General features: G+C 72.2%; 21 protein-coding genes. 10 read left to right on the top strand and 11 right to left on the bottom strand.

Annotation, left to right across the window (positions count from 1 at the left end):
• Window positions 1-6 precede the first annotated feature (6 nt).
• Window positions 7-3,294: an AfsR/SARP family transcriptional regulator gene (locus tag IEZ19_RS39975; RefSeq protein WP_189316315.1), complete on the bottom strand. Its 3,288-nt coding sequence runs from the start codon at window positions 3,292-3,294 to the stop codon at window positions 7-9.
• Window positions 3,295-3,451: 157 nt separating this feature from the next.
• On the opposite strand from IEZ19_RS39975, the gene IEZ19_RS39970 reads away from it, so the two are divergent.
• Window positions 3,452-4,222 carry a site-2 protease family protein gene (locus tag IEZ19_RS39970; RefSeq protein ID WP_189316314.1) on the top strand — a complete coding sequence of 257 codons (771 nt, stop codon included), beginning with the start codon at window positions 3,452-3,454 and terminating at the stop codon, window positions 4,220-4,222.
• Here the strand turns inward: IEZ19_RS39970 and IEZ19_RS39965 are convergent.
• Genes IEZ19_RS39965 through IEZ19_RS39955 form a run of 3 tightly spaced genes read right to left on the bottom strand, consistent with a single transcriptional unit; the run spans window position 4,207 to window position 6,266 of the window.
• Complete coding sequence (locus IEZ19_RS39965; RefSeq protein ID WP_189316313.1) at window positions 4,207-4,443, bottom strand: hypothetical protein; 237 nt, start codon at window positions 4,441-4,443, stop codon at window positions 4,207-4,209. The two genes, IEZ19_RS39970 and IEZ19_RS39965, sit on opposite strands and share 16 nt — an antisense overlap.
• Before the next feature lie 4 nt (window positions 4,444-4,447).
• Window positions 4,448-5,161 (bottom strand): NADPH-dependent F420 reductase, encoded by a 714-nt coding sequence (gene npdG / locus IEZ19_RS39960; protein WP_189316312.1) that lies wholly within the window; start codon window positions 5,159-5,161, stop codon window positions 4,448-4,450.
• A 31-nt stretch (window positions 5,162-5,192) separates the two neighbouring features.
• Window positions 5,193-6,266: a sialidase family protein gene (locus IEZ19_RS39955; protein ID WP_189316311.1), complete on the bottom strand. Its 1,074-nt coding sequence runs from the start codon at window positions 6,264-6,266 to the stop codon at window positions 5,193-5,195.
• 136 nt (window positions 6,267-6,402) lie between these two features.
• On the opposite strand from IEZ19_RS39955, the gene IEZ19_RS39950 reads away from it, so the two are divergent.
• Together IEZ19_RS39950 and IEZ19_RS39945 are read left to right on the top strand one after the other, a co-directional pair.
• Entirely contained in the window at window positions 6,403-7,002 is a 600-nt protein-coding gene (locus tag IEZ19_RS39950) for a hypothetical protein (RefSeq protein ID WP_189316310.1), read from the top strand.
• Between the two features lie 93 nt (window positions 7,003-7,095).
• Window positions 7,096-8,379 carry an MFS transporter gene (locus IEZ19_RS39945; RefSeq protein WP_189316309.1) on the top strand — a complete coding sequence of 428 codons (1,284 nt, stop codon included), beginning with the start codon at window positions 7,096-7,098 and terminating at the stop codon, window positions 8,377-8,379.
• Between the two features lie 40 nt (window positions 8,380-8,419).
• Here IEZ19_RS39945 and IEZ19_RS39940 read toward each other — a convergent pair whose 3' ends face one another.
• Window positions 8,420-8,650, bottom strand: a complete 231-nt coding sequence (locus IEZ19_RS39940) for a hypothetical protein (RefSeq protein ID WP_189316308.1) — start codon at window positions 8,648-8,650, stop codon at window positions 8,420-8,422.
• Between the two features lie 59 nt (window positions 8,651-8,709).
• On the opposite strand from IEZ19_RS39940, the gene map reads away from it, so the two are divergent.
• The gene (gene map / locus IEZ19_RS39935) at window positions 8,710-9,567 is read left to right on the top strand and encodes a type I methionyl aminopeptidase (RefSeq protein ID WP_189316307.1); all 858 of its coding nucleotides are present in this window, start codon (window positions 8,710-8,712) and stop codon (window positions 9,565-9,567) included.
• A gap of 130 nt (window positions 9,568-9,697) precedes the next feature.
• On the top strand, window positions 9,698-10,345 hold the full coding sequence (locus IEZ19_RS39930; protein WP_189316306.1) for a biliverdin-producing heme oxygenase: 648 nt from the start codon (window positions 9,698-9,700) through the stop codon (window positions 10,343-10,345).
• Here the strand turns inward: IEZ19_RS39930 and IEZ19_RS39925 are convergent.
• Window positions 10,342-10,998, bottom strand: a complete 657-nt coding sequence (locus tag IEZ19_RS39925; protein ID WP_189316305.1) for a PhzF family phenazine biosynthesis protein — start codon at window positions 10,996-10,998, stop codon at window positions 10,342-10,344. The genes IEZ19_RS39930 and IEZ19_RS39925 overlap by 4 nt on opposite strands.
• Before the next feature lie 275 nt (window positions 10,999-11,273).
• Here IEZ19_RS39925 and efeO point away from each other — a divergent pair, with 275 nt between their 5' ends.
• Genes efeO through IEZ19_RS39905 form a run of 4 tightly spaced genes read left to right on the top strand, consistent with a single transcriptional unit; the run spans window position 11,274 to window position 15,529 of the window.
• Window positions 11,274-12,413: an iron uptake system protein EfeO gene (gene efeO, locus IEZ19_RS39920; RefSeq protein ID WP_189316304.1), complete on the top strand. Its 1,140-nt coding sequence runs from the start codon at window positions 11,274-11,276 to the stop codon at window positions 12,411-12,413.
• A gap of 10 nt (window positions 12,414-12,423) precedes the next feature.
• Window positions 12,424-13,686 carry an iron uptake transporter deferrochelatase/peroxidase subunit gene (gene efeB, locus IEZ19_RS39915; RefSeq protein ID WP_189316303.1) on the top strand — a complete coding sequence of 421 codons (1,263 nt, stop codon included), beginning with the start codon at window positions 12,424-12,426 and terminating at the stop codon, window positions 13,684-13,686.
• Between the two features lie 3 nt (window positions 13,687-13,689).
• On the top strand, window positions 13,690-14,562 hold the full coding sequence (efeU, locus tag IEZ19_RS39910) for an iron uptake transporter permease EfeU (protein ID WP_189316302.1): 873 nt from the start codon (window positions 13,690-13,692) through the stop codon (window positions 14,560-14,562).
• The gene (locus IEZ19_RS39905) at window positions 14,522-15,529 is read left to right on the top strand and encodes an SCO2278 family lipoprotein (RefSeq protein ID WP_189316301.1); all 1,008 of its coding nucleotides are present in this window, start codon (window positions 14,522-14,524) and stop codon (window positions 15,527-15,529) included. Before efeU ends, IEZ19_RS39905 begins: the two co-directional genes overlap by 41 nt.
• A gap of 3 nt (window positions 15,530-15,532) precedes the next feature.
• Here IEZ19_RS39905 and IEZ19_RS39900 read toward each other — a convergent pair whose 3' ends face one another.
• The 5 genes from IEZ19_RS39900 to IEZ19_RS39880 form a co-directional block, all read right to left on the bottom strand.
• Window positions 15,533-16,270 carry a bifunctional DNA primase/polymerase gene (locus IEZ19_RS39900; RefSeq protein WP_189316300.1) on the bottom strand — a complete coding sequence of 246 codons (738 nt, stop codon included), beginning with the start codon at window positions 16,268-16,270 and terminating at the stop codon, window positions 15,533-15,535.
• A gap of 93 nt (window positions 16,271-16,363) precedes the next feature.
• On the bottom strand, window positions 16,364-16,978 hold the full coding sequence (locus IEZ19_RS39895; protein WP_189316299.1) for a TetR/AcrR family transcriptional regulator: 615 nt from the start codon (window positions 16,976-16,978) through the stop codon (window positions 16,364-16,366).
• 58 nt (window positions 16,979-17,036) lie between these two features.
• A complete protein-coding gene (locus tag IEZ19_RS39890) occupies window positions 17,037-18,032 on the bottom strand; it encodes a small ribosomal subunit Rsm22 family protein (RefSeq protein WP_189316298.1) in 996 nt (331 codons plus the stop codon).
• 149 nt (window positions 18,033-18,181) lie between these two features.
• Window positions 18,182-19,357, bottom strand: coding sequence for a serine hydrolase domain-containing protein (locus IEZ19_RS39885; RefSeq protein WP_189316297.1), 1,176 nt, complete (start codon window positions 19,355-19,357; stop codon window positions 18,182-18,184).
• Window positions 19,309-20,604, bottom strand: coding sequence for a multidrug effflux MFS transporter (locus IEZ19_RS39880; RefSeq protein ID WP_189316296.1), 1,296 nt, complete (start codon window positions 20,602-20,604; stop codon window positions 19,309-19,311). Before IEZ19_RS39880 ends, IEZ19_RS39885 begins: the two co-directional genes overlap by 49 nt.
• A 93-nt stretch (window positions 20,605-20,697) precedes the next feature.
• Between IEZ19_RS39880 and IEZ19_RS39875 the strand changes: the two genes are divergently transcribed.
• Window positions 20,698-21,696, top strand: coding sequence for a Gfo/Idh/MocA family protein (locus tag IEZ19_RS39875; protein WP_189316295.1), 999 nt, complete (start codon window positions 20,698-20,700; stop codon window positions 21,694-21,696).
• The last annotated feature ends 78 nt before the right edge of the window (window positions 21,697-21,774 follow it).

Here is a 21,774-nt window from a genome sequence, read left to right as displayed (position 1 = left end):
CGTGATTCAGACCAGGGCGGTGGCCTCCGCGAGGGAGAGGCCACCGCCCTCGGCGTACGCGGCGTCGTACGCGGCGCCGTCGAGCACGGCCCGCACCCGGGTCTCGGCCCGGTCCCACACCCGGCGTTCGATGGTGGAGACGACGTGGCCGGGCGGCCGCAGGGCCTCGGCGGCGCCCAGGCAGCGCGCGGCGTCGGCGGCGCGGGCCGCGCCGTCGAGGCCGGCCAGGGCCGACGCGGCGACAGTCAGACAGATGGAGTTCAGGTGCGGGGTGATGGCCTGGGACAGCGGGTCGCCGGCGTACCGCAGCGCCGTGCGGATCCGGTCCACGGCGTCCTCGTTACGCCCGTCGAGGGCCTCCACCAGCGCTTCCTGGGCGATGATCATCGCGTCGAAGACGATGAAGTGCGCGATCTTGAACTCCTCGCGCAGCAGCCGGAGTTGTTCGCGCGCATCGGAGAGCCGGCCGGTCAGGGAGAGCCAGCAGGCCAGGAACAGCCGGGCGGCGGGCGTGCCCTCGTTGTGCGTGCCGTCGTTGGCGGCGAGGACCTCGCGCAGCAGGCGCTCGCCGCGCTCGCCCTCGCCGGCCTCGAGGAGCACGGCGCCGAGGCGGGCGCCGAGCACGGCCAGCTGGGCGCGGGCGCCGAGGCGTTCGGCGTGGTCCATGGCGGCTCGGTAGTCGGCGGCGGCCTGCTGGTACTCGCCCTTGCGTTCACGCGACTCACCGCGCGCGGAGAGCGCCTCGGCCGTCCCCCACTCGTCACCGAGGCGGGTGAAGATCTCCAGCGCCTCGTCGGCGTCGCGGGTCGCGTCACCTGCCCAGGCGGTGCGGTTGGCGAGGAGGTTGGCGCGCAGTTGCAGACAGTCGGCCAGCTCCCACTCGTAGCCGGGGGTGTTGCGGCAGGTCTCGACACAGGCGTCGAGGATCTCGTGCAGCCGCTCCGAGCCGCCGGTGAGCATGACGGCGAAGAACCAGACCAGGCCCGGGGACCGGCAGGTCTGCGGCATTCCCGGCTCGTACACCTGGGCGATGACCCGGAGCTTGGTCTGCGCCTCGGGGGTCTGCCACAGCTCCATCTCGGTGTCCATGCAGGCGAGATGGGCGAGATGGACATCGCGCCGGGCCTCGGTGAGGAGTTCGCCGGTGAGCGGGGGCGGGGTGTCGGTGCAGCGCTGCCACACCGGCTCGGCGCGGCGGACCGGCTCGGTGAAGGGGTCCGGGCCGAGGGACATCGCCTCCCGGCACCAGTTGCGGGCCTCGATGCGCAGGTCGCGCATCTGCCAGTACCTGACGAGGGAGAGGACCAGGGACAGCGCCTCCTGTTCGTCGCGCTGGGCGACGGCGTGCCGCAGGGCGGTACGCAGGTTCTCGTACTCCACCTGGAGCCGTTCGACGGCGGCGAGCTGGCCGGGACCGCGCAGCAACGGGTCGGTGGTGCGGGCGAGTTCGCGGAAGTACGTCAGGTGGGCGCGGTCGGCCGCCGTGCGCTGCCCGGACTCGTCGAGGCGATCGGCGGCGTATTCGGCGACGGTCTCCAGGAGCCGGTAGCGCATGGCGCCGTCGGCGGCGGGGGCGGCCACGACGAGGGACTTGTCGACGAGGGAGCCGAGCGTGTCGAGGGCGACCGGGCCACAGACGGCCTCGGCGGCGGGGAGGTCGCAGCCGCCCGCGAAGACCGACAGCCGGCTCAGGACGTCCCGTTCGTCCTCGTCGAGCAGGTCCCAGGACCAGTCGACGACGGCGCGCAGGGTCTGCTGGCGGGGCAGGACGGTGCGGCTGCCGGAGGTGAGCAGCCGGAAGCGGTCGTCGAGCCGGTCGGCGATCTGACGCGGCGTCAGCATGCGTAGCCGGGCGGCGGCCAGCTCGATGCCGAGGGGAAGTCCGTCGAGCCGACGGCAGATCTCGGCGCAGGCCGCGGCGGTCTCCTCGTCGGCCTCGATCCGGAAACCGGGCCGCGCCGCCGCGCCCCGGTCTGCGAGCAGCCGCAGCGCGAACGGCTCGGGCAGCGGCTCCACCGGGCGCAGCAACTCCCCCGGTACGCCGAGGGGTTCGCGGCTCGTGGCCAGCACCGTGAGGCCGGGGCAGCGCTCCAGGAGCCGCTCCACCAGATGAGCCGCCGCGTCCACGACGTGCTCGCAGTTGTCGAGGACGATCAGCATGCGGCGCCGGGCGCAGTGCTCGACGAGCCGCTCCACGGGGTCGTCGTAGCGGTCGGAGACGGCACGCATGCCCTCGGCGCCGGCGCCGTGCAGCACGGTCTCCCGGGCGCCGATCGCGGTGAGCACGGCCTCGGGTACGGCCTCGGGGTCGTCGACGGGCGCCAGCTCGGCCAGCCACACCCCGTCCCTGGCGACGTCCCGCACCCCCTCGGCGACCTCCTGCGACAGCCGCGTCTTCCCGGCACCGCCGGGCCCGAGCAGAGTGACGAGCCGGGCGGCGACCAGATCCTCCCGGATGGCCTCCATGTCGGCCTCCCGGCCCACGAAGGAGGTGAGGCGGGCGCGGAGGTTGGTGGGCCGGGCAGCGGCTCCGGGCTCGGGCCGGGGCCGGGCGGCAGGGTCAGCGGCGGAGGTGAGCAACTCCGCGTGCAGAGAGCGCAGTTCCTGCCCCGGGTCCACGCCGAGCCGGTCCGCGAGCAGGCGGCGTACGTCCTCGTAGGCGGCCAGGGCCTCCGCCGTGCGGCCCGCGTCGCGCAGGGCGCGCAGGCGCAGGGTCTGGAGGGGTTCGTCCAGGGGGTGGCTGTCGCACAGAGCGGTGAGTTCGGGCAGGGCCTGTTCGGCGTGGCCGAGGGCGAGCGCGGCGGTGTGCCGGGCGCGCAGGGCATCGAGGCGGCGCGTGTCCAGGCGGGCGGCCTCGGCCGTGCGGTCGGGCAGGTCGGCGAGGGCGGGACCGTGCCAGAGGGCGAGGGCGTCGTCGAGGACGGTGGCGGCCTTCGCGGGGTCCCCGTCGGCCAGGGCGCGCAGGCCCTCGCCGGTCAGCCGCTCGAAGCGGTGCAGGTCGATGTCGTCCGGGAGGACGGTGAGCCGGTAGCCGCCCTCCGTGGAGGCGACGGCGTCGGCGCCGACAGCCCGGCGCAGCCGTCCGACCAAGGCCTGGAGCGCGGCGGTCGCGTCGACGGGGGTGTCCGCGCCCCACACCTCGTCGACCAGCAGCCCCACCGGCACGGCCCGGCCGGGCCTGAGGGCCAGCACGGTCAGCAGGGCACGCAGCCGTGCCCCGCCCACGGGAACGGCCGTGCCGTCGGGGCGCAGTGCCTGGGTGGTGCCGAGAATGCGATAGCGCACGGGGTCCATTGTCTCCGGTGGTGTCGTGACGGGTCACGGGGTTGCGCGGCGAGGCGTCCCACACCCCCACCCTCCTAGGAACCGAACGCCGGCCGCGAGACGTTTTCAGCGTGCGCCCGGTACGGTCGGGCACGCAGTCCGCGTCCCACCCACAGGAGCCCGCCCCATGACCACCGCCACCACCCGCCGCCAGGGCGACAGCCGGATCAGTCCCGTGTTCATCGGGATCCTGGCGGTCACCGCCGTCGCGGGGTGGGCCACCTGGACCGGGTTCGCCGCGCGGCCGGAGATCGCCGTGTTCCTGTTCGTGACGGCCGCCTGGATCGTATCGCTGTGTCTGCACGAGTACGCGCACGCGCGCACCGCCCTGCACAGCGGGGACATCACGGTCGGCGCCAAGGGCTATCTCACGCTGAACCCGCTGAAGTACACGCACGCCCTGCTCAGCATCGTGCTCCCCGTGATCTTCCTGATCATGGGCGGAATCGGTCTGCCGGGCGGCGCGGTGTTCATCGAGCGCGGTCGCATCCAGGGGCGCTGGCGGCACAGTCTGATCTCGGCTGCGGGGCCCCTGACGAACGTGCTGTTCGCCGCCGTGTGCACCGCGCCGTTCTGGCTGCACGCGCTGGACGGAGTGCCGCTGCAGTTCCGGTTCGCGCTCGCCTTCCTCGCCCTGCTCCAGGTCACGGCGGCGGTCCTGAACTTCCTGCCGGTCCCGGGCCTGGACGGTTACGGCGTGCTCGAGCCGTGGCTGTCGTACAAGGTGAAGCGCCAGGTCGAGCCGTTCGCGCCGTTCGGCCTGCTGTTCGTGTTCGCGCTGCTGTGGCTGCCGTCGGTCAACATCGCGTTCTTCGACCTGATCGACGCGATCCTGCGGGGCCTCGGGGTGAGCGAGCTCGAGACGGCCCTCGGGCGGCAGCTCTACCGGTTCTGGTAGGCGCCCCGGCCGAGCTTGACGTAGTACCACGCCATGTTGGACGACAGCCCCGCGAGCAGCACCCACACGATACCGAGCCAGCTGCCCTGGACGAACGAGACGACGGCCGCGGCGAGCGCGAGGACGCAGACAGCCATTGAGTAGAGGGCGAGGCGGGGCATGTCGGTCGGCTCCTGTCGGGGGACACTGCTGCTTGGCTTGCGGTCACCAGTGTCCCCCATGGGGTCATACGTCCGTGACGCGGAGCCCGGCGTGTGCCTTGTAGCGGCGGTTGACGGAGATCAGGTTCGCGACCAGCGACTCCACCTGGTGCGCGTTGCGCAGCCGGCCGGCGAAGATGCCGCGCATGCCCGGGATGCGTCCGGCCAGCGCCTGGACGGTCTCCACGTCGGCGCGCTCCTCGCCCAGGACCATGACGTCGGTGTCGATCTCCTCGATCTCCGGGTCCTGGAGGAGGACGGCCGACAGATGGTGGAAGGCGGCGGTCACCCGCGAGTCCGGCAGCAGGGCCGCGGCCTGCTCCGCCGCGCTGCCCTCCTCCGGCTTGATCGCGTAGGCGCCCTTCTTGTCGAAGCCGAGCGGGTTGACGCAGTCCACGACGATCTTGCCCGCCAGTTCCTCGCGCAGGGACTCCAGCGTCTTGCCGTGCCCGTCCCAGGGCACGGCGACGATCACCAGGTCGCTGCGGCGCGCGGTCTCGGCGTTGTCGTACCCCTCGACGCCGTGGCCGGTCTCCTCGGCGGCGGCCTGCGCCCGCTCGGCGGCCCGGGAGCCGATGAGCACCTTCTGGCCGGCCCGGGCCAGCCGGTAGGCGAGGCCCTTGCCCTGCGGGCCGGTGCCGCCCAGCACGCCCACGACGAGTCCGGAGACGTCGGGCAGGTCCCAGGGGTCCTTGGCGGGGGCCTTCGCGGGCTGCTGTGCACTGTCACTAGAGGTCATGGGGCGAGCCTACGTCCGCTCCCCAGTCCGCTCAGGTGAGGTACGCCACGGGCACACGGCGGAAGGTGACGGTCTCGTAGGCGCCGAAGTCGCCGGTCTCGTACAGGAGTCCGACGGTGTCCGCGTCCACCCGGGCGAGATCCGAGTAGGCGGCGGGCAGGCCGTCTGCCGTGTGCACCGGACGCCAGGTGGTGCCGCCGTCGGTGGAGGCGCGGATCGTCATCAGGGCGCGGAAGCGGGGGTGGCCGGGACCGGAGTACAGCAGCACGTCGGGGTCGCGGAGCTGGAGGACGCTCGCCTGGCAGACCGGGGCGTCGAGGCCGGCCTGCGGGCGGAAGGGCTTGACCAGCGTCCGGCCGCCGTCCGCCGAGTGGGCGTCGGCCCGGTTGCCGGGGGACCGTGAGTCGGTGCGGGTGTTGAAGTAGACACGGCCGTCGGGGAGTTCGGCGGCAGTGGTCTCGTTGACGTTGACGTATCCGTCGGTGCTGTCGTCGACGTAGCCGAGGTACCAGGTCTCGCCGCGGTCGTCGCTGAGCAGACAGTGGCCGCCGTGGTGGTGGGGTTCGGCGCCGGTGTCGGTGCCGTTGGGCGGCACGGAGTGGTTGCCGGGGACGACGACGCGGCCGGTGCGCAACTGGAGCGTATGGCCGGGGGTGGTGGCGTACCAGCGCCAGCCGGGCCGCTTCACCGACTCGGTGATCTCGCTCGGTGCGGACCAGGTGAGACCGTCGTCGTCACTGTGGCACACCCACACCCGGCGGCCGTCGGCGTCCCCGACCTCGCCGCGCAGGATGGCGGCCTCGGTGGCGTGGCCGGCAGCGCGGACGTGGACGAGCAGGATCCGGCCGGTGTCGAGGACGACGGGGGCGGGGTTCCCGGCGAGGTCGGGGGCACCGGACGCGGCGACCTGGAGCGGGCCCCAGCTACGGCCGCCGTCGGTGGAGCGGCGCAGCACGACGTCGATACGGCCGTGATCCTCGGCGGAGTCGACCCGCCCCTCGCAGAAGGCGAGCAGGGTACCGGCGTGCGAGGCGACGACCGCCGGGATCCGGTAACTGGCGTACCCCTCGTGGCCCGCACGGAAGGGGACGGACACGTCGGTCATGGTGCGACTCTCCTCATCGGTCCTGATCGGTCTCGGATGCTCATAGGTCCCAAGTGACTGCTGTCCCTCCCCGTGCCGGACGAATTCGGGGTGAACTCCGCGTCACGAGTGGCCGGTTGCGGCAATATGCGGTCGTATGGATGCCGTACGGGTCGCGTTGCTGCGCGAAGTGCTCGCCGGGACCGAGTGGTTGGGGGCCACGCGGCGGTTCGCGGGGGTGCTGCGCGGGTCCGTGGTGGCGCACGGGGGCGGGCTGCTGCTCGTGGGCACGCCGGAGTACGAGCCGTGGCACCTGGCGGCGCATCTGGTCGACGAGGCCGCGTGGTCGGGCACACCGGAGCTGGCACCGACTCTCGTACGGCACGACGCGCGCCCCTCGGATCCGGCCCATCTGGCGGTCGGGCCCGGCCGGCTCGGGGCGGCCCGGCGCGGCGAGACGCTGGTGGTCGTGGCCCCCGAGGAACCGGAGCCGCTCCTCGAACGGGTGCATGACGCACGGCGGGCCGGGGTGACGGTGCTGGCCCTGGGCGCGACCGACGGCGATCTCGGCACGATGGCGCACGAGACGCTGGCCGTGCCGGAGGGCGCCGAGCTGGACCTGGACACCGTGCAGCACCTGGTGAGCGCGGCGGCCGGGGAGAACGCGGTGCCGGCCCCGCGGGGCCGGTGGAGCTTCCGGGACCGGCTGTCGAGGCTCGCCGACCAGCTGACCTCTCCCCCGCCGGGAGTCTGGTGACCGGGACGGAGCTTCGGCCGCGCACCCCCGACCACGCGTACTCACGGGAAATGCAGTTGCCCCGCCCCTCCCCCCTCCCGACCATGAACCCTCGTGACGTCCCGTGCTCTCCTTCCCGACCTGGCCCCCTGGCGAGCCTCCGGTGACTTCCGGAAGCTGTGGGTCTCGGGGCTCGTCACCAACTTCGGCAGCTTTCTGACGTTGGTCGCGCTGCCGGTGCAGATGAAGGAGCTGACCGGGTCGGCCGCGGCGGTCGGCGCGATCGGGGCCGTGGAGCTGATCCCGCTGATCGTGTTCGGGCTCTACGGCGGCGCGCTCGCCGACGCGCTCGACAAGCGCAAGCTGATCGTGTGGACGGAGGCCGGGCAGGGCCTGCTGAGCGCCGTCCTGCTCCTGAACGCGCTGCTGCCGCGCCCGCTCGTCTGGCCGCTGTACATCGTCGCCGCCCTCAGCTCTGCCGTCGGCGCGGTCCAGCGTCCCGCGCTCGACTCGCTGTGGCCGCGGATCGTGCCGCACGAACAGCTGCCCGCCGCGGCGGCGCTGAACTCCCTGCGCTGGACGGTCGGCGGCGTGGCGGGCCCGGCCGTCGCCGGTGTCGTGGTGGCGTACGCGGGCCTCGGCTGGGCGTACGCGGCCGATCTGCCGACCTTCGCCGTGTCGGTCGTCCTGATCGTCGGCATCGCGCCCTCCCCCGCCTCCCACGAGGCGGCGAAACCGTCGCTCGGCGCGATCCTCGAAGGCACCCGGTACGCCTGGGGCCGCAAGGAGCTGCTCGGCACGTACGTCGTCGACATCGCGGCGATGCTGCTCGCGATGCCGCTGGCGGTGCTGCCGTTCCTCGCGGACGAACTGCGCGCCGAGTGGTCGCTGGGCCTGATGTACGCCGCCCTGCCGGCCGGGTCCCTGCTGGTGAGCCTGACCAGCGGCTGGGCCTCGCGGGTCCACCGGCACGGGGCCCTGGTCGCCGTCTCGGCCGTGCTGTGGGGGTTGTCGGTGGCCGCGGCGGGCGCCGTCGGGAACGTCTGGCTGGTGCTGCTCTTCCTGACCTTGGCGGGCGGCTTCGACATGGTCAGCGGAATCTTCCGGGCCGCCATGTGGAACCAGACGGTCCCGGACGAGCTGCGCGGGCGGCTCGCCGGGATCGAGCTGCTGTCGTACTCGGCCGGCCCCCAGCTCGGCCAGGTCCGGTCGGGCGGCTTCGCGGCGTGGTTCGGCGTGCGGGCCTCCGTCTGGTCCGGCGGGCTGCTGTGCGCGGGCGCGGTGGGACTGCTGGCGCTGTGCCTGCCGAAGCTGATGACGTACGACGCGCGGACCGACGAGCACGCGGTACGGCTGCGGGAGCGGCGCGCGGCGGCCACGGAGGCCGTGCCTGGCTGATCGGGCCGGCCCGATCGGCGCCGGGCGCCGCCGGCCGCCGTCACTCGTCGTCGGAGTCCCGTGCGGCCGCGTCGTGCCAGCGCGGGTCGTTCTCCCACTCGAGGTTGCGCTCGCGGGCGGTCTGCATCGCGTGCTCGGCCTCCTCACGGGTGGCGTACGGCCCGAAGCGGTCCTTGGCCGGGCACTCCGGGCCCTCCTCGACCTTCTTGTGTTCCAGGCAGTAGTACCACTCGCCCGGCTTGCCGACCGTCCGCTTCTTGAACAAGGGCATGATCCGCTCCTCTCGCCAACGTCATGTTCCCCCATGCCCGGCTGGTTAGACTCGCTGGCATGTCTGGCCAGTCGCTGCTCGTACCAGGGGAGCTGTCTCCCACCCGTTCGGTACCCGGAAACATCCGCCGACCCGAGTACGTCGGCAAGCCCGCGCCGACCCCGTACACCGGTCCGGAGGTGCAGACGCCCGAGACGATCGAGGCGATGCGGGTCGCCGGGCGGATCGCCGCACAAGCGATGGCCGAGGCGGCGAAGATCATCGCGCCGGGGGTCACCACGGACCAGCTGGACAAGGTCGCCCACGACTACATGATCGACCACGGCGCCTACCCGTCCACGCTCGGCTACCGCGGCTTCCCCAAGTCCCTGTGCACCAGCATCAACGAGGTCATCTGCCACGGCATCCCGGACTCGACGGTGCTGCGGGACGGCGACATCGTGAATCTGGACGTCACGGCGTACATCGGCGGGGTGCACGGCGACAACAACGCGACGTACCTGGTCGGAGAAGTGGACGAGGAGTCGCGGCTGCTGGTCGAGCGGACCCGGGAGTCCCTGAACCGCGCGATCAAGGCGGTCCGGCCGGGCCGGCAGATCAACGTCATCGGCCGGGTCATCGAGTCGTACGCCAAGCGCTTCGGCTACGGCGTGGTCCGGGACTTCACCGGGCACGGCATCAACGCGTCGTTCCACTCCGGGCTGATCATCCCGCACTACGACAGCCCGCACGCGACGACCGTGATGCAGCCCGGGATGACGTTCACGATCGAGCCGATGCTGACCCTGGGGACGTACGAGTACGACATGTGGGACGACGGCTGGACGGTCGTGACCAAGGACCGCAGGCGGACGGCCCAGTTCGAGCACACGCTGGTGGTGACGGAGACGGGCGCGGAGATCCTCACGCTGCCGTAGCGCCGCGCTCGCCCGGGCATGGCAAGGGCCCGCTCTCCCCGGAGGGCGGGCCTTCCCCATGCCCGCGACACCTTGCCGACACATTGTCGGTAAACTTGCCGACATCACGTCGGTAAACCGAGGAGAGCCCATGGAGCCGTTCTCGACCCTCATCCGCACCGCCTCCCACGAACAGCACAGGGCGGCGGAGACCTCGACGTTCATGAGCGACCTGCTCGGCGGCCGCCACGGCGTGGCCGCGTACGCGCGCTACACGGAACAGCTGTGGTTCGTGTACGAGGCCCTGGAGGCCGGGACCGCGCGGCTGGCGGCGGACCCGGTGGCCGGCCCCTTCGTGCGGCCCGAGCTGTACCGACTGGCCTCGCTGGAGCGCGACCTGGCACATCTGCGGGGCCCGGACTGGCGGGCGGGACTGAGCGCCCTGCCGGCCACCGAGGCGTACGCGGAACGGGTGCGGGAGTGCGCGGAGCGCTGGCCCGCCGGATACGTCGCGCACCACTACACCCGCTACCTCGGCGATCTCTCGGGCGGGCAGGTCATCCGGGACCGCGCGGAACGCACATGGGGCTTCGTGAACAAGGGCGACGGGGTCCGGTTCTACGTGTTCGAGGAGATCCCCAACCCCGCCGCGTTCAAGCGGGGTTACCGGGAGCTGCTGGACGGGATCAGGGCGGACGACCTGGAGAAGCATCGGATCGTCGCCGAGTGCAGGACCGCGTTCGCCTTGAACACCGGGGTCTTCCGCGCCCTGGGCGACGAGTTCCCGCTGAGCGCCTAGCGTTCCGGCCGGCGCTCCAGCACCACGCGTCCCCCGACCTCCACCCACCCCTCCGGCTGCGGCGCCGTGAGCAGCTGGGAGCCCTTGCCCTGCCGGATGTTGAGCGCGCGGCCCAGGCGGTCCGTGAGGAGCAGGGCCGCCGCGCCCGTGGCCTCGTCCTCGTCGATGCCGTCGTCGCGGCCGGGGAAGGCCCGGGCACGGACGCGGCCCGCGGCCTCGTCCTCCCAGGCCCAGGCGTACACCCACTCGCCCTGCGGCGGCACCGGCAGCGCGTCGACCTCGGCCGCCGTCGGGTACTGGCGCAGGGTGCGCGGCGGGGCCCACTCCGGGCGGGCCTCGATCCAGCTGAACTCACCGTCGAGGCGGGCCCCGACGACACCGGCGGCCGTGACCAGTTCCGGCACGTCGAGGAGCCAGGCCGTGCCGACGCAGGGGTGACCGGCGAAGGGCAGACGCAGGGTGGGCGTGTAGATGTCGATCACGCCGCGCTCGGGGTCGTCAACGAACACGGTCTCGCTGAAGCCGAGTTTCGCCGCGAACTCCTGTCGCGCGTCCCGCTCGGGCAGCACCGAGCCGTCGCGGACGACGCCGAGCTCATTGCCGTAGCCGCCGTTCGGTGCGCAGAAGACGCGCAGTACGTCGTAGTCAGTCACGCGGGCATTCAAACATCGCGGCGGCGGTGCCGGAGGTGAACGACCAACCGGTCGAGGCGTATCCGCAGCCGCGCACCGGGGCCGTCATGGTCTCCCCGAGACGCATCTCTTGACCATCCCTTGACCTGTCCTTGGCGTCTGTTTTGAGCCGTCGCGATCAAGCCGTGCCTGTGATCTTTTCGTGAGAGCTGAATCACGAACCCGGTGGGTATAGGTGAGGCTAGCCTCAGATAAGTTAGGTGAGCCTCACCAGACCGTTCCCGCTTGGAGCATGCATGCGAGCCGTCCGACTCACCGTCACCGCCGCCGCCACGGTGGCTGCCCTGACCGCCCTCTCCGCATGCACGGCCAAGAGCGACGCCAAGGACGGCGACGCCATCCAGGTCACCGCCGCCGACTCGACGTGCGAAACGTCCGCCAAGTCCGTCCCGGCCGGCCAGGTCACGCTGAAGATCGAGAACAAGGGCTCGAAGGCCACCGAGGTCGAGATCCTCTTCCCGGACGACCGGATCGTCTCCGAGAAGGAGAACATCGGCCCGGGCACCAAGTACACGCTGACCGCCGAGGTGAAGGCCGGGTCGTACGAGATCGCCTGCGTGCCCGGCATGAAGGGCCACGGCGTACGGCAGAAGCTGACCGTCACCGGCGGCTCGGCCGCCGCCAAGCGTGACCCGCAGCTGGACAAGGCCGTCGCCGACTACCGCGAGTACGCGCAGGAGCAGGCCGACGCCACGCTGCCGCTCGTCGAGACCTTCGTGAAGGCGATCAAGGACGGCGACCTGGAGGCCGCCAAGAAGGCCTACGCACCCTCGCGCCTGGGCTGGGAACGCACCGAGCCGGTCGCCGAGTCCTTCGGTGACATCGACCCCAAGGTCGACGTCCGCGAGGACGGCCTGGAGGACGGCCAGAAGTGGACCGGCTGGCACCGCCTGGAGAAGTCCCTCTGGCAGGAAAAGAAGATCGGCGCCGAGGAGAAGACCCTCGCCGACCAGCTGTTGACGGACCTGAAGGACTGGCAGGGGCGGGTCGGCAAGGCCGAGATCACCCCGACCTCCATGGCCAACGGCGCCAAGGAGCTGCTGGACGAGGTCGCCACCGGCAAGGTCACCGGCGAGGAGGACCGCTACTCGCACACCGACCTGGTCGACTTCAAGGGCAACGTCGAGGGCGCCCAGAAGGCGTACGAGCTGCTGAAGCCGGTCGCCTCGAAGAACGACTCGGCGCTGACCACCGAGCTGGACAAGCAGTTCGGCGCGCTCGACACGCTGCTCGACAAGTACCGCTCGGACAAGAACTCGTACGAGTTCGTCTCGTACGACAAGGTCACCGAGGACCAGCGCAAGGAGCTGTCGGACGCGGTCAACGCGCTCGCCGAGCCGCTGTCCAAGCTCGCCGCCGCCGTCGTCACGAAGTAGGGCCACCACCATGACCGAGACCCACACAAGCGGTTCGCCCTCGCGCCGCACGCTGATCGGCTGGGGCGGGGCCGGGCTCGCGCTCGGTGCCGCCGTGGCCAGCGGGGCGGTCGCGATGACCGAGGCCGGCAACGACGTGGACCCGGCCGCCGCCGAGACGGGCGGCGCGGTGGAGTTCCACGGCGCCCACCAGGCGGGCATCGCCACCCCGGTGCAGGACCGGCTGCATTTCGCCGCGTTCGACGTGAAGACCGACGACCGCGCCGCGTTCGTGCAGTTGCTGAAGGACTGGACGGCCGCCGCGCGCCGGATGACCGCCGGGCAGGCGGTCGGCGAGGGCGCGTACGGCGGGCTCGCCGAGGCACCGCCGGACGACACCGGTGAGGCCCTCGGGCTCAAGCCGTCGCGGCTGACGCTGACGATCGGCTTCGGACTGTCCCTGTTCGAGAAGTTCGGCCTCGCGGACAAGCGGCCCGAGGCTCTGGTCGACCTGCCCAGGTTCCCCGGCGACAACCTCGACCGGACCCGCACCGGCGGCGATCTGTGCATCCAGGCCTGCGCGGACGACCCACAGGTCGCCGTGCACGCCATCCGCAACCTGGCCCGCATCGGCTTCGGCGAGGTCGCCATCCGCTGGTCCCAGCTCGGCTTCGGCAAGACCTCGTCGACGACACCGGACGCCCAGACCCCGCGCAACCTCATGGGGTTCAAGGACGGCACCCGCAACATCGCGGGCACCGAGACGGACCGGCTGGACAAGTTCGTGTGGGTCGGCGACGGCGACGCGGGCGCGAACTCGGCCTGGATGACCGGTGGTTCGTATCTGGTCGCCCGGCGCATCCGGATGAACATCGAGACCTGGGACCGGACCTCGCTGCAGGAGCAGGAGGACGTCTTCGGCCGCGACAAGGGCGAGGGCGCCCCGGTCGGCAAGGCCAAGGAGCACGACGAGCCGTTCCTCAAGGCGATGAAGCCGGACGCGCACGTGCGGCTCGCGCACCCCGACTCCAACAACGGCATCACGATCCTGCGCCGGGGCTACTCCTTCACCGACGGCACGGACGGCCTCGGCCGGCTCGACGCGGGCCTGTTCTTCCTGGCCTACCAGCGCGACGTCCGCAAGGGCTTCATCCCGCTCCAGCGGCAGCTGTCCGCCAAGGACGCGCTCAACGAGTACATCCAGCACGTGGGTTCGGCCGTGTTCGCCGTCCCGCCCGGCGTCCGCGACAAGGACGACTGGTGGGGGCGCACGCTGATGTCCGAGGAGGCGTAGCCCGTGTTCTCCAACTACCTGATCGGCCTGCGCGAGGGGCTGGAAGCCAGCCTCGTCGTCTGCATCCTGATCGCCTATCTGGTCAAGACGAACCGCAGAGACGCCATCAGGCCCATCTGGATCGGCATCGGCATCGCGATCGCCATCGCGATGGGCTTCGGCTGCGCCCTCGAATTCGGCTCCCAGGAGCTGACGTTCGAGGCGCAGGAGGCACTCGGCGGCTCGCTGTCGATCGTCGCGGTCGGCCTGGTGACCTGGATGGTGTTCTGGATGCGGCGCACCGCCCGGCACCTGAAGTCCGAGCTGCACGGCAAGCTGGACGCCGCGCTGGCGATGGGCACGGGCGCGCTGGTCGCCACCGCGTTCCTCGCCGTGGGCCGAGAGGGTCTGGAGACCGCGCTGTTCGTGTGGGCGTCCGTGCACGCGGCGAGCGACGGCACCCCGCGCCCGCTGATCGGCGTCGCCCTGGGCCTGGCCACCGCGGTCCTGCTGGGCTGGCTGTTCTACCGGGGCGCGCTCAAGATCAACCTGGCCAAGTTCTTCACGTGGACCGGCGGGATGCTGGTCGTCGTGGCGGCGGGCGTGCTGGCGTACGGCTTGCACGACCTGCAGGAGGCCAACTGGGTCCCGGGCATCCGCACCCTGGCCTTCGACATCAGCGACACGATCCCGCCGGACAGCTGGTACGGCACGCTCCTGAAGGGCGTGTTCAACTTCCAGCCCGACCCGACGGTCCTTCAGGTCACGGTGTGGCTGCTGTACTTGATCCCGACGCTCGCCGTCTTCTTCGCCCCGGTAGGGTTCGCCTCCGGGAAGGGGAAGGTGAAGGCTCCTGATGACCAGGGATCGCAGCCCTCGAAGGCTACGTCGGCGTGATCGGAACGCACTGATAGCGGCCTCGATGACCGCTTTGTCACTGACGGCGAGCGGATGTGTGGTGGTGCACGGGGAGCGCGAGGTGCTCCCCGCCACCACCAGGGCCGAGGCCGCGAAGGCCCTTCAGCGGTTCACGGACGCGTACAACGCGGCCGACAAGGCGTACGACAGCTCCCTGGACGAGGACTACGTCACCGGCGCCCTCGCCGACATCGACGGCGCCCGGCTGAAGGCCGGGCACACGAACAACCCCGGCGGCAACAGCGCGCACCAACCGCTGAAACTGTCGGACGCGAAGTTCACCATCCCCAAGAAGGCGGGCTGGCCGCGCTGGTTCCTCGCCGACGCCCACGCCAACAAGGGCGGCGACGCGCGCTGGCTGCTCGTCTTCACCCGCGGCAGCCTGACCGAGCCGTTCCAGGTGGCGTATCTGACGCTGGTCGCCCCGGGCGCCGTACCCGAGTTCACGAAGGACAAGGACGGCTGGGCCGAGGCCGTACCCGCGGCCTCTCCCGAACTGGCCATCCAGCCACGGGACTTGAGCGCGCGCTACACGACCTACCTGAAGAACGGCGGCAGCGGCTTCGCGAAGGGAGCGCACACCAGCGGGTGGCGCGCGCAGCGGACCGAGGACGCCAGCAGGCCGGGGCTGGCCACGCAGTACATCGACGAGCCGCTGACGAACGGCGACTACGCGCCGCTGGCGCTGCGCACGGCGGACGGCGGGGCGCTGGTGTTCTTCACCACGCATCACTACGCGAAACAGACCGCCGCCGCGGGCGCCTCCGTGCCGACCCCGAACCAGGACGTGCAGGCCCTGACGAAGGGCGAGATCAAGCAGTCGCTGACGCTGGAGTTCGTCTCCAACGAGGTCGTCCTGGACCCGAAGCGGGGCACGGGTTCCGGGTCCGACGAGATATCGATGCTGGGGCGTATCCAGGGACTCACGGCCGCCCGGGGCGGATAGCCGTCAGTGGCGCAGGGGCCAGGCCGCCGGTGTGTGGCCGGGTTCCTCACCGGCGTGGCGGGCGCAGGCGTCCGTGAGCGCTTCGAGGAGGCTCAGCGGGTCGGGCAGGGCGTGCTCGGGGCCGCGTACCCAGCGCACCCGCTGGTCGTCGTCGCCGGGGAGCCGGGCGGGCGGTACGAGGACGTACGAGCCGCGGCAGTGCCAGCGCAGGCCGGGGTGCTCGTCCATGGTCTCCGGGTGGCAGTCCAGTTCGCAGGGCCACCACTCGTCCTCGTCCTCGGGTGTGCCCCGGGTGAGGGTGAAGAACAGCAGGCGGCCGTCGTCGCTCTCGGCGACGGGTCCCGTCTCGACCCCGGCGGCGTCGAGCTGCTCCAGGGCCTCGCGGCCGGCCTCCAGCGGGACGTCCAGGACGTCGTGGGTCATGCCGGTCGCGGTGATGAAGTTGGCCTGCGGCTGGTGGCGGGCCCAGCGCTCGATCTGGGCGCGGTCGGTGGTGGACTGCGTCTGCCAGGCGAACGACACCGGGTGCCGGGCCGGGGTGGGACAGCCGACGCGGTCGCAGGAGCAGCGGTACCCGGGAGCGGGATGCGCGGCGGGCGCCAGGGGCAGTCCCGCTTCGGCGGCGGCGAGCAGCAGGGCCTCACGGCCGCCGTCGTCGGCGGCCTCCTGTGGACGGCGTCCGCGCAGCCACTGGGAGAGTCTGCCCTGCCGGCCGTTCCGGCCGCCGAACGTCGCGCTCATCTATCGCCTCGCCTCGCTGTCGTGCGAACACCGTCTCCCATGGTCCCACCATCCTGCGCCCGTACCGACCACGGGCCCGCACCGGGGGCGAGGTCAGCGCGGTGCCAGCCCGTGCAGGGCGTAGTCGACGAGGGTGTCGGTGTACTCGTACGAGATCGGTCCGGTGTGCTGCAGCCAGCGCTGGGCGAGGGGCGAGACGAAGAGTTCGAGGGCGATGCGAGGGTCCACGTCGGGGCGTACGTCCCCCGCATCCTGCGCGGAGCGCAGCCGGTCGACGTACAGCCGGAGCTGGGGTTCGAGGAGCTTGGCCACGAACTCTCGGCCGAGCGGCTCGTTGACCAGCCCCTCGGCGGCCAGGGCGCGGGCCGGGGCCTCGAAGCGGGGGTCGAGCAGCTCGTCGACCGTGGCACGCAGCACGGCCTTGAGGTCGACGGCGAGATCCCCCGTGTCCGGGATCACGTACGGCTCCTGGCCCAGCTCGCGGGCGGTCTGCGCGCCCAGGTCGAGGAAGGCCTCCAGCAGGACGTCCGCCTTGGACGGCCACCAGCGGTAGATGGTCTGCTTCCCGACCCCGGCGCGGGCTGCGATCGCCTCGACGGTGGTCTTCGGATACCCGACCTCGGCGACGAGCGCGAGGGCGGCGTCGTGGATCGCACGACGGGACTTCTCGCTGCGGCGGGTGGCGTCGGGGACGGGCTTGTCGACCATGGGCCGAAGCTATCAGGGGGGTGAGACGGGGCGTCTCGTGACGGAGACGTGGTGGGAGCTACGCGGCCGGGTCCCCGGGCGGCCAGGGGTCGCCCCAGTCCGCGTCCCGCGCGGCCTTGTACAGATCGCCGTGGCGTTTGGTGACCGTCGTGCGGCGCAGCTGCTCGTCGGGCTCGCACAGGTCGAGGAGCACCTGGCCCTTGCGGATCTGCGGGCGCCGGACCACGCGGGCGGGCGCCGGCGTCACCGGCAGGCGGGTGGCGGCGACATAGCTGAACTTCTCGTCCTCGTACGGCAGTGAGCCGCCCTTGACCTGCCGGTGCAGGGAGGAGCGGCTGACCCGCGCGGAGAAGTGGCACCAGTCGGTGCCGGGAACGATCGGGCAGGCGGCGCTGTGCGGGCAGGGGGCGGCGACGTGGAATCCGGCGCGGACCAGCCGGTCGCGGGCCTCGATGACGCGGGCGTAGCCGTCGGGGGTGCCGGCCTCGACGATCACGACGGCCTGCGCGGCGGCCGCGGCGGCGTCGACGAGCGCGGCGCGGTCGGGCTCGGCGAGTTCGTTGAGGACGTAGGAGACCGTGACGAGGTCGGTGGCGTCGAGAGTGAGCGCCGCACCGATCCGGGCGCGCTGCCAGCGGGCGCCGTGCAGGGCCGGGTTGGCGGCGGCGATCTCCCGGCCGAGAGCGAGCGCGGGCTCGGCCCAGTCGAGCACCGTCACCGGGCGGGTGCCGTCCCAGGTGGCACTGACCGCCCAGGTCGCCGCGCCGGTCCCGCCGCCGACGTCCACATGACTGCCCGGCGCCCACCCGGGCACGGCCGCCGCGAACGCGTCCAGCGCCGCGCGCACCGCCTCGAAGGTCGCGGGCATGCGGTAGGCGGCGTAGGCGGCGACGTCGGCACGGTCCCGCAGGATCGGGGCGTCGGTCGGGGTGCGGCCCCGGTAGTTGGCGATCAGCCTCTCGACGGCTCCGGCGGCCTGCTTGGGCGGAAGCCCGTCGAGCAGCCCGGAGAGGGCTGCGCGGAGGTTCTCGGCCGTCGGTACGGGGTCGTTCACCCGAAGATTCTAATATCGGGGCGGTGTGGCGCCCCAAAGGGGCGCGGGGCTGCGTCGATATGCGGCTCCGCCGCGTGGGCGCGACCAGCCACGACGACGCCGCAGCCGCCCGACGACACATGGCGGCACCCCGGATGTCGGCGGCCCCATCAGCAAGGCGTCACCGCCCGCGCCAGTCTCGTCGCCAGTGCCGCCCTCGGCCGGTTGTCCGCCGGCCGTCTCACCGGATGCACCGTGTTGGCCAGGAGGACGAGGAACGTCTGCGTCGTCGGGTCCAGAACCAGGGACGTGCCCGTGAAGCCCGTGTGGCCCGCCGCTCCCCCGCCCGCCAGTTCGCCCATGAACCAGGGCTGGTCCACGGCGAAGCCCAGGCCCGGTGCGGTCAGCAGCAGTTCCACGAAGTCGGGGCCGAGGATGCGCGCGGGGCCGTACGCGCCGCCTCCGAGCAGGGCCCGGCAGAAGACCGCGAGGTCGCGGCCGGTGGAGAACAGGCCCGCGTGACCCGCGACGCCGCCCAGCGCCCACGCGTTCTCGTCGTGGACCACACCCCGCAGCATCCCGCGGTCCGCCTTGGCCCACGGCCGCCGCTGGCACTCCGTGGCGGCCGCGCCGGGGCACGGTCCGAAGCCGGTCACCGTCATCCCGAGCGGCCGCGTGATCCCCTCGTGGACGAGGACATCGAGCGTGCGGCCGGTGGCGCGTTCCAGGACGAACTGGAGCAGCAGCATGTTCAGGTCGGAGTAGAGGTACGTCCCCCGCTCCCTCGTCGGCGCCTCGGACCGCAGCAGCGCGAGCCGCTCCGCGTCGTCCCGGCAGTCGTACAGCGGGAGTTCGGCGCGCAGTCCGGAGGTGTGGGTAAGCACCTGCCGTACGGTGATGCCGTGCACGGCCGCCGCCCGGAACTCCGGCAGGTAGTCGCCGACGAGCGCGTCGATGCCGAGCGTGCGCCGCTCGATCTGCTGCACGGCGGCCACGGACGTGAACAGCTTGGTGAGGGAGGCCAGGTCGAAGGGGGTGTCGACGGTCGTCGGCACCCGGGCCGCGCGCGGCAGTTCGACCCCGGTACCGGTCTCGGGGTCGTACGAGGCGTACCGCACCGCCCAGCCGGCCGCCTCCTGCACGGCGATCACCGGCCCGCGTCCGGCGACCACGACGACGCCCGGCGCCCAAGGGGGCTCACCGGTGGTGAGGTCGTGCGCCTCGCGGACCAGGTGCCGCAGTTCCGTGGGATCGAGCCCGGCCCTCTCCGGTGTGTCGACGCGCAGTCTCGGTGCGCTCAGCTGCCTGCTCCCTCCGCACTCGTACGTGTGTTCCAGGAACGGCACATTCCCATGAAACAGGTCAGCGCCACCAGCGATCCCGCCAGTTGGACGACGGCCATCGGTACGGCGGTGTGCTCACCGGCGACACCGACGAGCGGGGAGGCGATCGCCCCGACGAGGAAGGAGGAGGTGCCGAGGAGCGCGGAGGCGGAGCCGGCCGCGTGCCGGGTGCGCAGCAGGGCGAGCGACTGGGCGTTGGGCAGGGTGACGCCCATCGCCGACACCAGCACGAACAGCGCGGCGGCGACGGGCGCGAGGCCCACATGCCCGAAGGCGCCGGTGGCCATCAGCAGCAGGGCGGTCGCGGCGAGCACGGTGACCACGAGCCCGGCGGCCAGCACCTTGTCCAGGCTCACCCGCCCGACCAGCAGCTTGCCGTTGACCTGCCCGGCGACGACCAGTCCGACCGAGTTCAGCCCGAACAGCAGGCTGAAGGTCTGCGGGGAGGCGCCGTAGATCTCCTGGACCACGAACGGCGAGGCCGCGATGTAGGCGAACAGCGCGGCGAAGGCGAAGCCGCCCGTGAGCATGTAGCCGGTGAAGGGCAGGTCGGCGAGCAGGCCGCGCATGGCGCGCAGGGCCTCGCCGACCCCGCCCACGTGGCGTTCGGCGGGCGGCAGGGTCTCGGGCAGCCGCAGCCAGACGACCGCCGCGAGGACGGCCCCGAGGACGGTCAGGACGACGAACACGCCCCGCCAGTCGGTCACCCGCAGGAGCTGCCCGCCGATCAGCGGGGCCACGATCGGGGCGACGCCGGAGATGAGCATCAGGGTGGAGAAGAAGCGGGCCATCGCCACCCCGTCGTACAGGTCGCGTACGACGGCCCGCGCGATGACGATGCCGGCCGCACCCGCGAGGCCCTGTGCCAGCCGGAAGGCGACCAGGGTCTCGACGTTCGGGGCCAGCGCGCACAGGACGGTGGCGAGCAGGTAGACGGCGAGGCCGGTCAGGAGCGGGCGGCGGCGGCCCCAGCGGTCGCTCATCGGGCCGACCACCAGCTGCCCGAGCGCCATCCCGGCCAGACAGGCGGTGAGCGTGAGCTGGACGGTCGCGGCGGGCGCGTGCAGGGAGCGGGTGACCTCCGGCAGGGACGGGAGGTACATGTCCATCGCGAGCGGGGGTGTGGCGGTGAGCCCGCCGAGGACGAGGGTGACGAGGACGCCGGTACGGCGTGCCGCGCGGCCGGCGGCCCCCCGGGATGCCGATTCCTTCTCCCGTTCCGGTGTCGGCGCCGCCACGTGCTCGGCCATGTGCCCCTCCCCTTCTCGACCGTTTTGTTGAACCGACACCTATGCTCTCAGCTCGTACACAGTGCCGAGGGCACATGAGCGAGGGCGGGCGGGATGGCGGAGCAGAGCATGCGGTGGGGTGTCCTGGCGACGGGCGGGATAGCGGCGGCGTTCGCGGCGGATCTGGTGGATCTGCCGGACGCGGAGATCGTGGCGGTCGCATCGCGGAACCAGGACTCGGCGGACGCGTTCGCGAAGCGGTTCGGGATAGGCCGGGCGTACGGCGACTGGGAGTCGCTGGCACGGGACGAGGACATCGATGTCGTGTACGTCGCCACGCCGCACTCGGCGCACCGGGCGGCGGCCGGTCTGTGTCTGGAGGCCGGGCGGAACGTGCTGTGCGAGAAGGCGTTCACGCTGAACTCGCGCGAGGCCGAGGAACTGGTCGCGCTGGCCAAGGACCACGACAGCTTCCTGATGGAAGCGATGTGGATGTACTGCAACCCCCTGATCCGGCGCCTGAAGTCGCTGACCGAGGACGGCGCGATCGGCGAAGTGCGCACGATCCAGGCCGACTTCGGGCTCGAGGGCCCCTTCCCGTCCGCACACCGGCTGCGCGACCCCGCGCTGGGCGGCGGCGCGCTGCTCGACCTCGGTGTCTACCCGGTGTCGTTCGCACACCTGCTGCTCGGCGAACCGGCGGACGTCACCGCGAGCGCGGTGCTGTCGGATGAGGGCGTCGACCTCCAGACGGGCGCCTTGCTGACGTGGGAGAGCGGGGCGCTGGCCTCTCTGCACTGCTCGGTCGTCGGCGGTACGGGCGTCACCGCGTCGGTGACCGGCTCGCAGGGCCGTATCGACGTGCCGTCCGGCTTCTTCAACCCCGACCGCTTCGTCCTGCACCGCGACGGCCGCGACCCCGAGGAGTTCGCCCTCGACCCGGCCGACGGTCCGCGCCAGACCATGCGGCACGAGGCCGTGGAGGTCATGCGCGCCCTGCGGGCCGGCGAGACCGAGTCGCCGCTCGTCCCGCTGGACGGCACCCTCGCGGTGATGCGCACGCTGGACCGGGTGCGGGAGCGGATCGGGGTGCGCTACCCCGGGGAAGCGTGACCTGAGTCGAGGGGCTCCCTAGTAGGGCTTCGTTAGGTACCCCAACTGCCGTCTAACGGGTAGTGTGTGATCTTGTAT

The organism is Streptomyces brasiliensis (assembly GCF_014647875.1).
Classification (GTDB): Bacteria; Actinomycetota; Actinomycetes; order Streptomycetales; family Streptomycetaceae; genus Streptomyces; species Streptomyces brasiliensis.
The sequence above is the reverse complement of the archived record's forward strand: the minus strand, read 5'-3'. Positions and strand labels throughout refer to the sequence as shown.

What these genes read in the sequence shown, in the direction of transcription:
- IEZ19_RS39975 (WP_189316315.1), bottom strand. Translation starts at nt 3,294, where the DNA reads ATGGACCCCGTGCGCTATCGCATTCTCGGCACCACCCAGGCACTGCGC.
- IEZ19_RS39970 (WP_189316314.1), top strand. Translation starts at nt 3,452, where the DNA reads ATGACCACCGCCACCACCCGCCGCCAGGGCGACAGCCGGATCAGTCCC.
- IEZ19_RS39965 (WP_189316313.1), bottom strand. Translation starts at nt 4,443, where the DNA reads ATGGGGGACACTGGTGACCGCAAGCCAAGCAGCAGTGTCCCCCGACAG.
- npdG (WP_189316312.1), bottom strand. Translation starts at nt 5,161, where the DNA reads ATGACCTCTAGTGACAGTGCACAGCAGCCCGCGAAGGCCCCCGCCAAG.
- IEZ19_RS39955 (WP_189316311.1), bottom strand. Translation starts at nt 6,266, where the DNA reads ATGACCGACGTGTCCGTCCCCTTCCGTGCGGGCCACGAGGGGTACGCC.
- IEZ19_RS39950 (WP_189316310.1), top strand. Translation starts at nt 6,403, where the DNA reads ATGGATGCCGTACGGGTCGCGTTGCTGCGCGAAGTGCTCGCCGGGACC.
- IEZ19_RS39940 (WP_189316308.1), bottom strand. Translation starts at nt 8,650, where the DNA reads ATGCCCTTGTTCAAGAAGCGGACGGTCGGCAAGCCGGGCGAGTGGTAC.
- map (WP_189316307.1), top strand. Translation starts at nt 8,710, where the DNA reads ATGTCTGGCCAGTCGCTGCTCGTACCAGGGGAGCTGTCTCCCACCCGT.
- IEZ19_RS39930 (WP_189316306.1), top strand. Translation starts at nt 9,698, where the DNA reads ATGGAGCCGTTCTCGACCCTCATCCGCACCGCCTCCCACGAACAGCAC.
- efeO (WP_189316304.1), top strand. Translation starts at nt 11,274, where the DNA reads ATGCGAGCCGTCCGACTCACCGTCACCGCCGCCGCCACGGTGGCTGCC.
- efeB (WP_189316303.1), top strand. Translation starts at nt 12,424, where the DNA reads ATGACCGAGACCCACACAAGCGGTTCGCCCTCGCGCCGCACGCTGATC.
- IEZ19_RS39905 (WP_189316301.1), top strand. Translation starts at nt 14,522, where the DNA reads ATGACCAGGGATCGCAGCCCTCGAAGGCTACGTCGGCGTGATCGGAAC.
- IEZ19_RS39900 (WP_189316300.1), bottom strand. Translation starts at nt 16,270, where the DNA reads ATGAGCGCGACGTTCGGCGGCCGGAACGGCCGGCAGGGCAGACTCTCC.
- IEZ19_RS39895 (WP_189316299.1), bottom strand. Translation starts at nt 16,978, where the DNA reads ATGGTCGACAAGCCCGTCCCCGACGCCACCCGCCGCAGCGAGAAGTCC.
- IEZ19_RS39880 (WP_189316296.1), bottom strand. Translation starts at nt 20,604, where the DNA reads ATGGCCGAGCACGTGGCGGCGCCGACACCGGAACGGGAGAAGGAATCG.
- IEZ19_RS39875 (WP_189316295.1), top strand. Translation starts at nt 20,698, where the DNA reads ATGGCGGAGCAGAGCATGCGGTGGGGTGTCCTGGCGACGGGCGGGATA.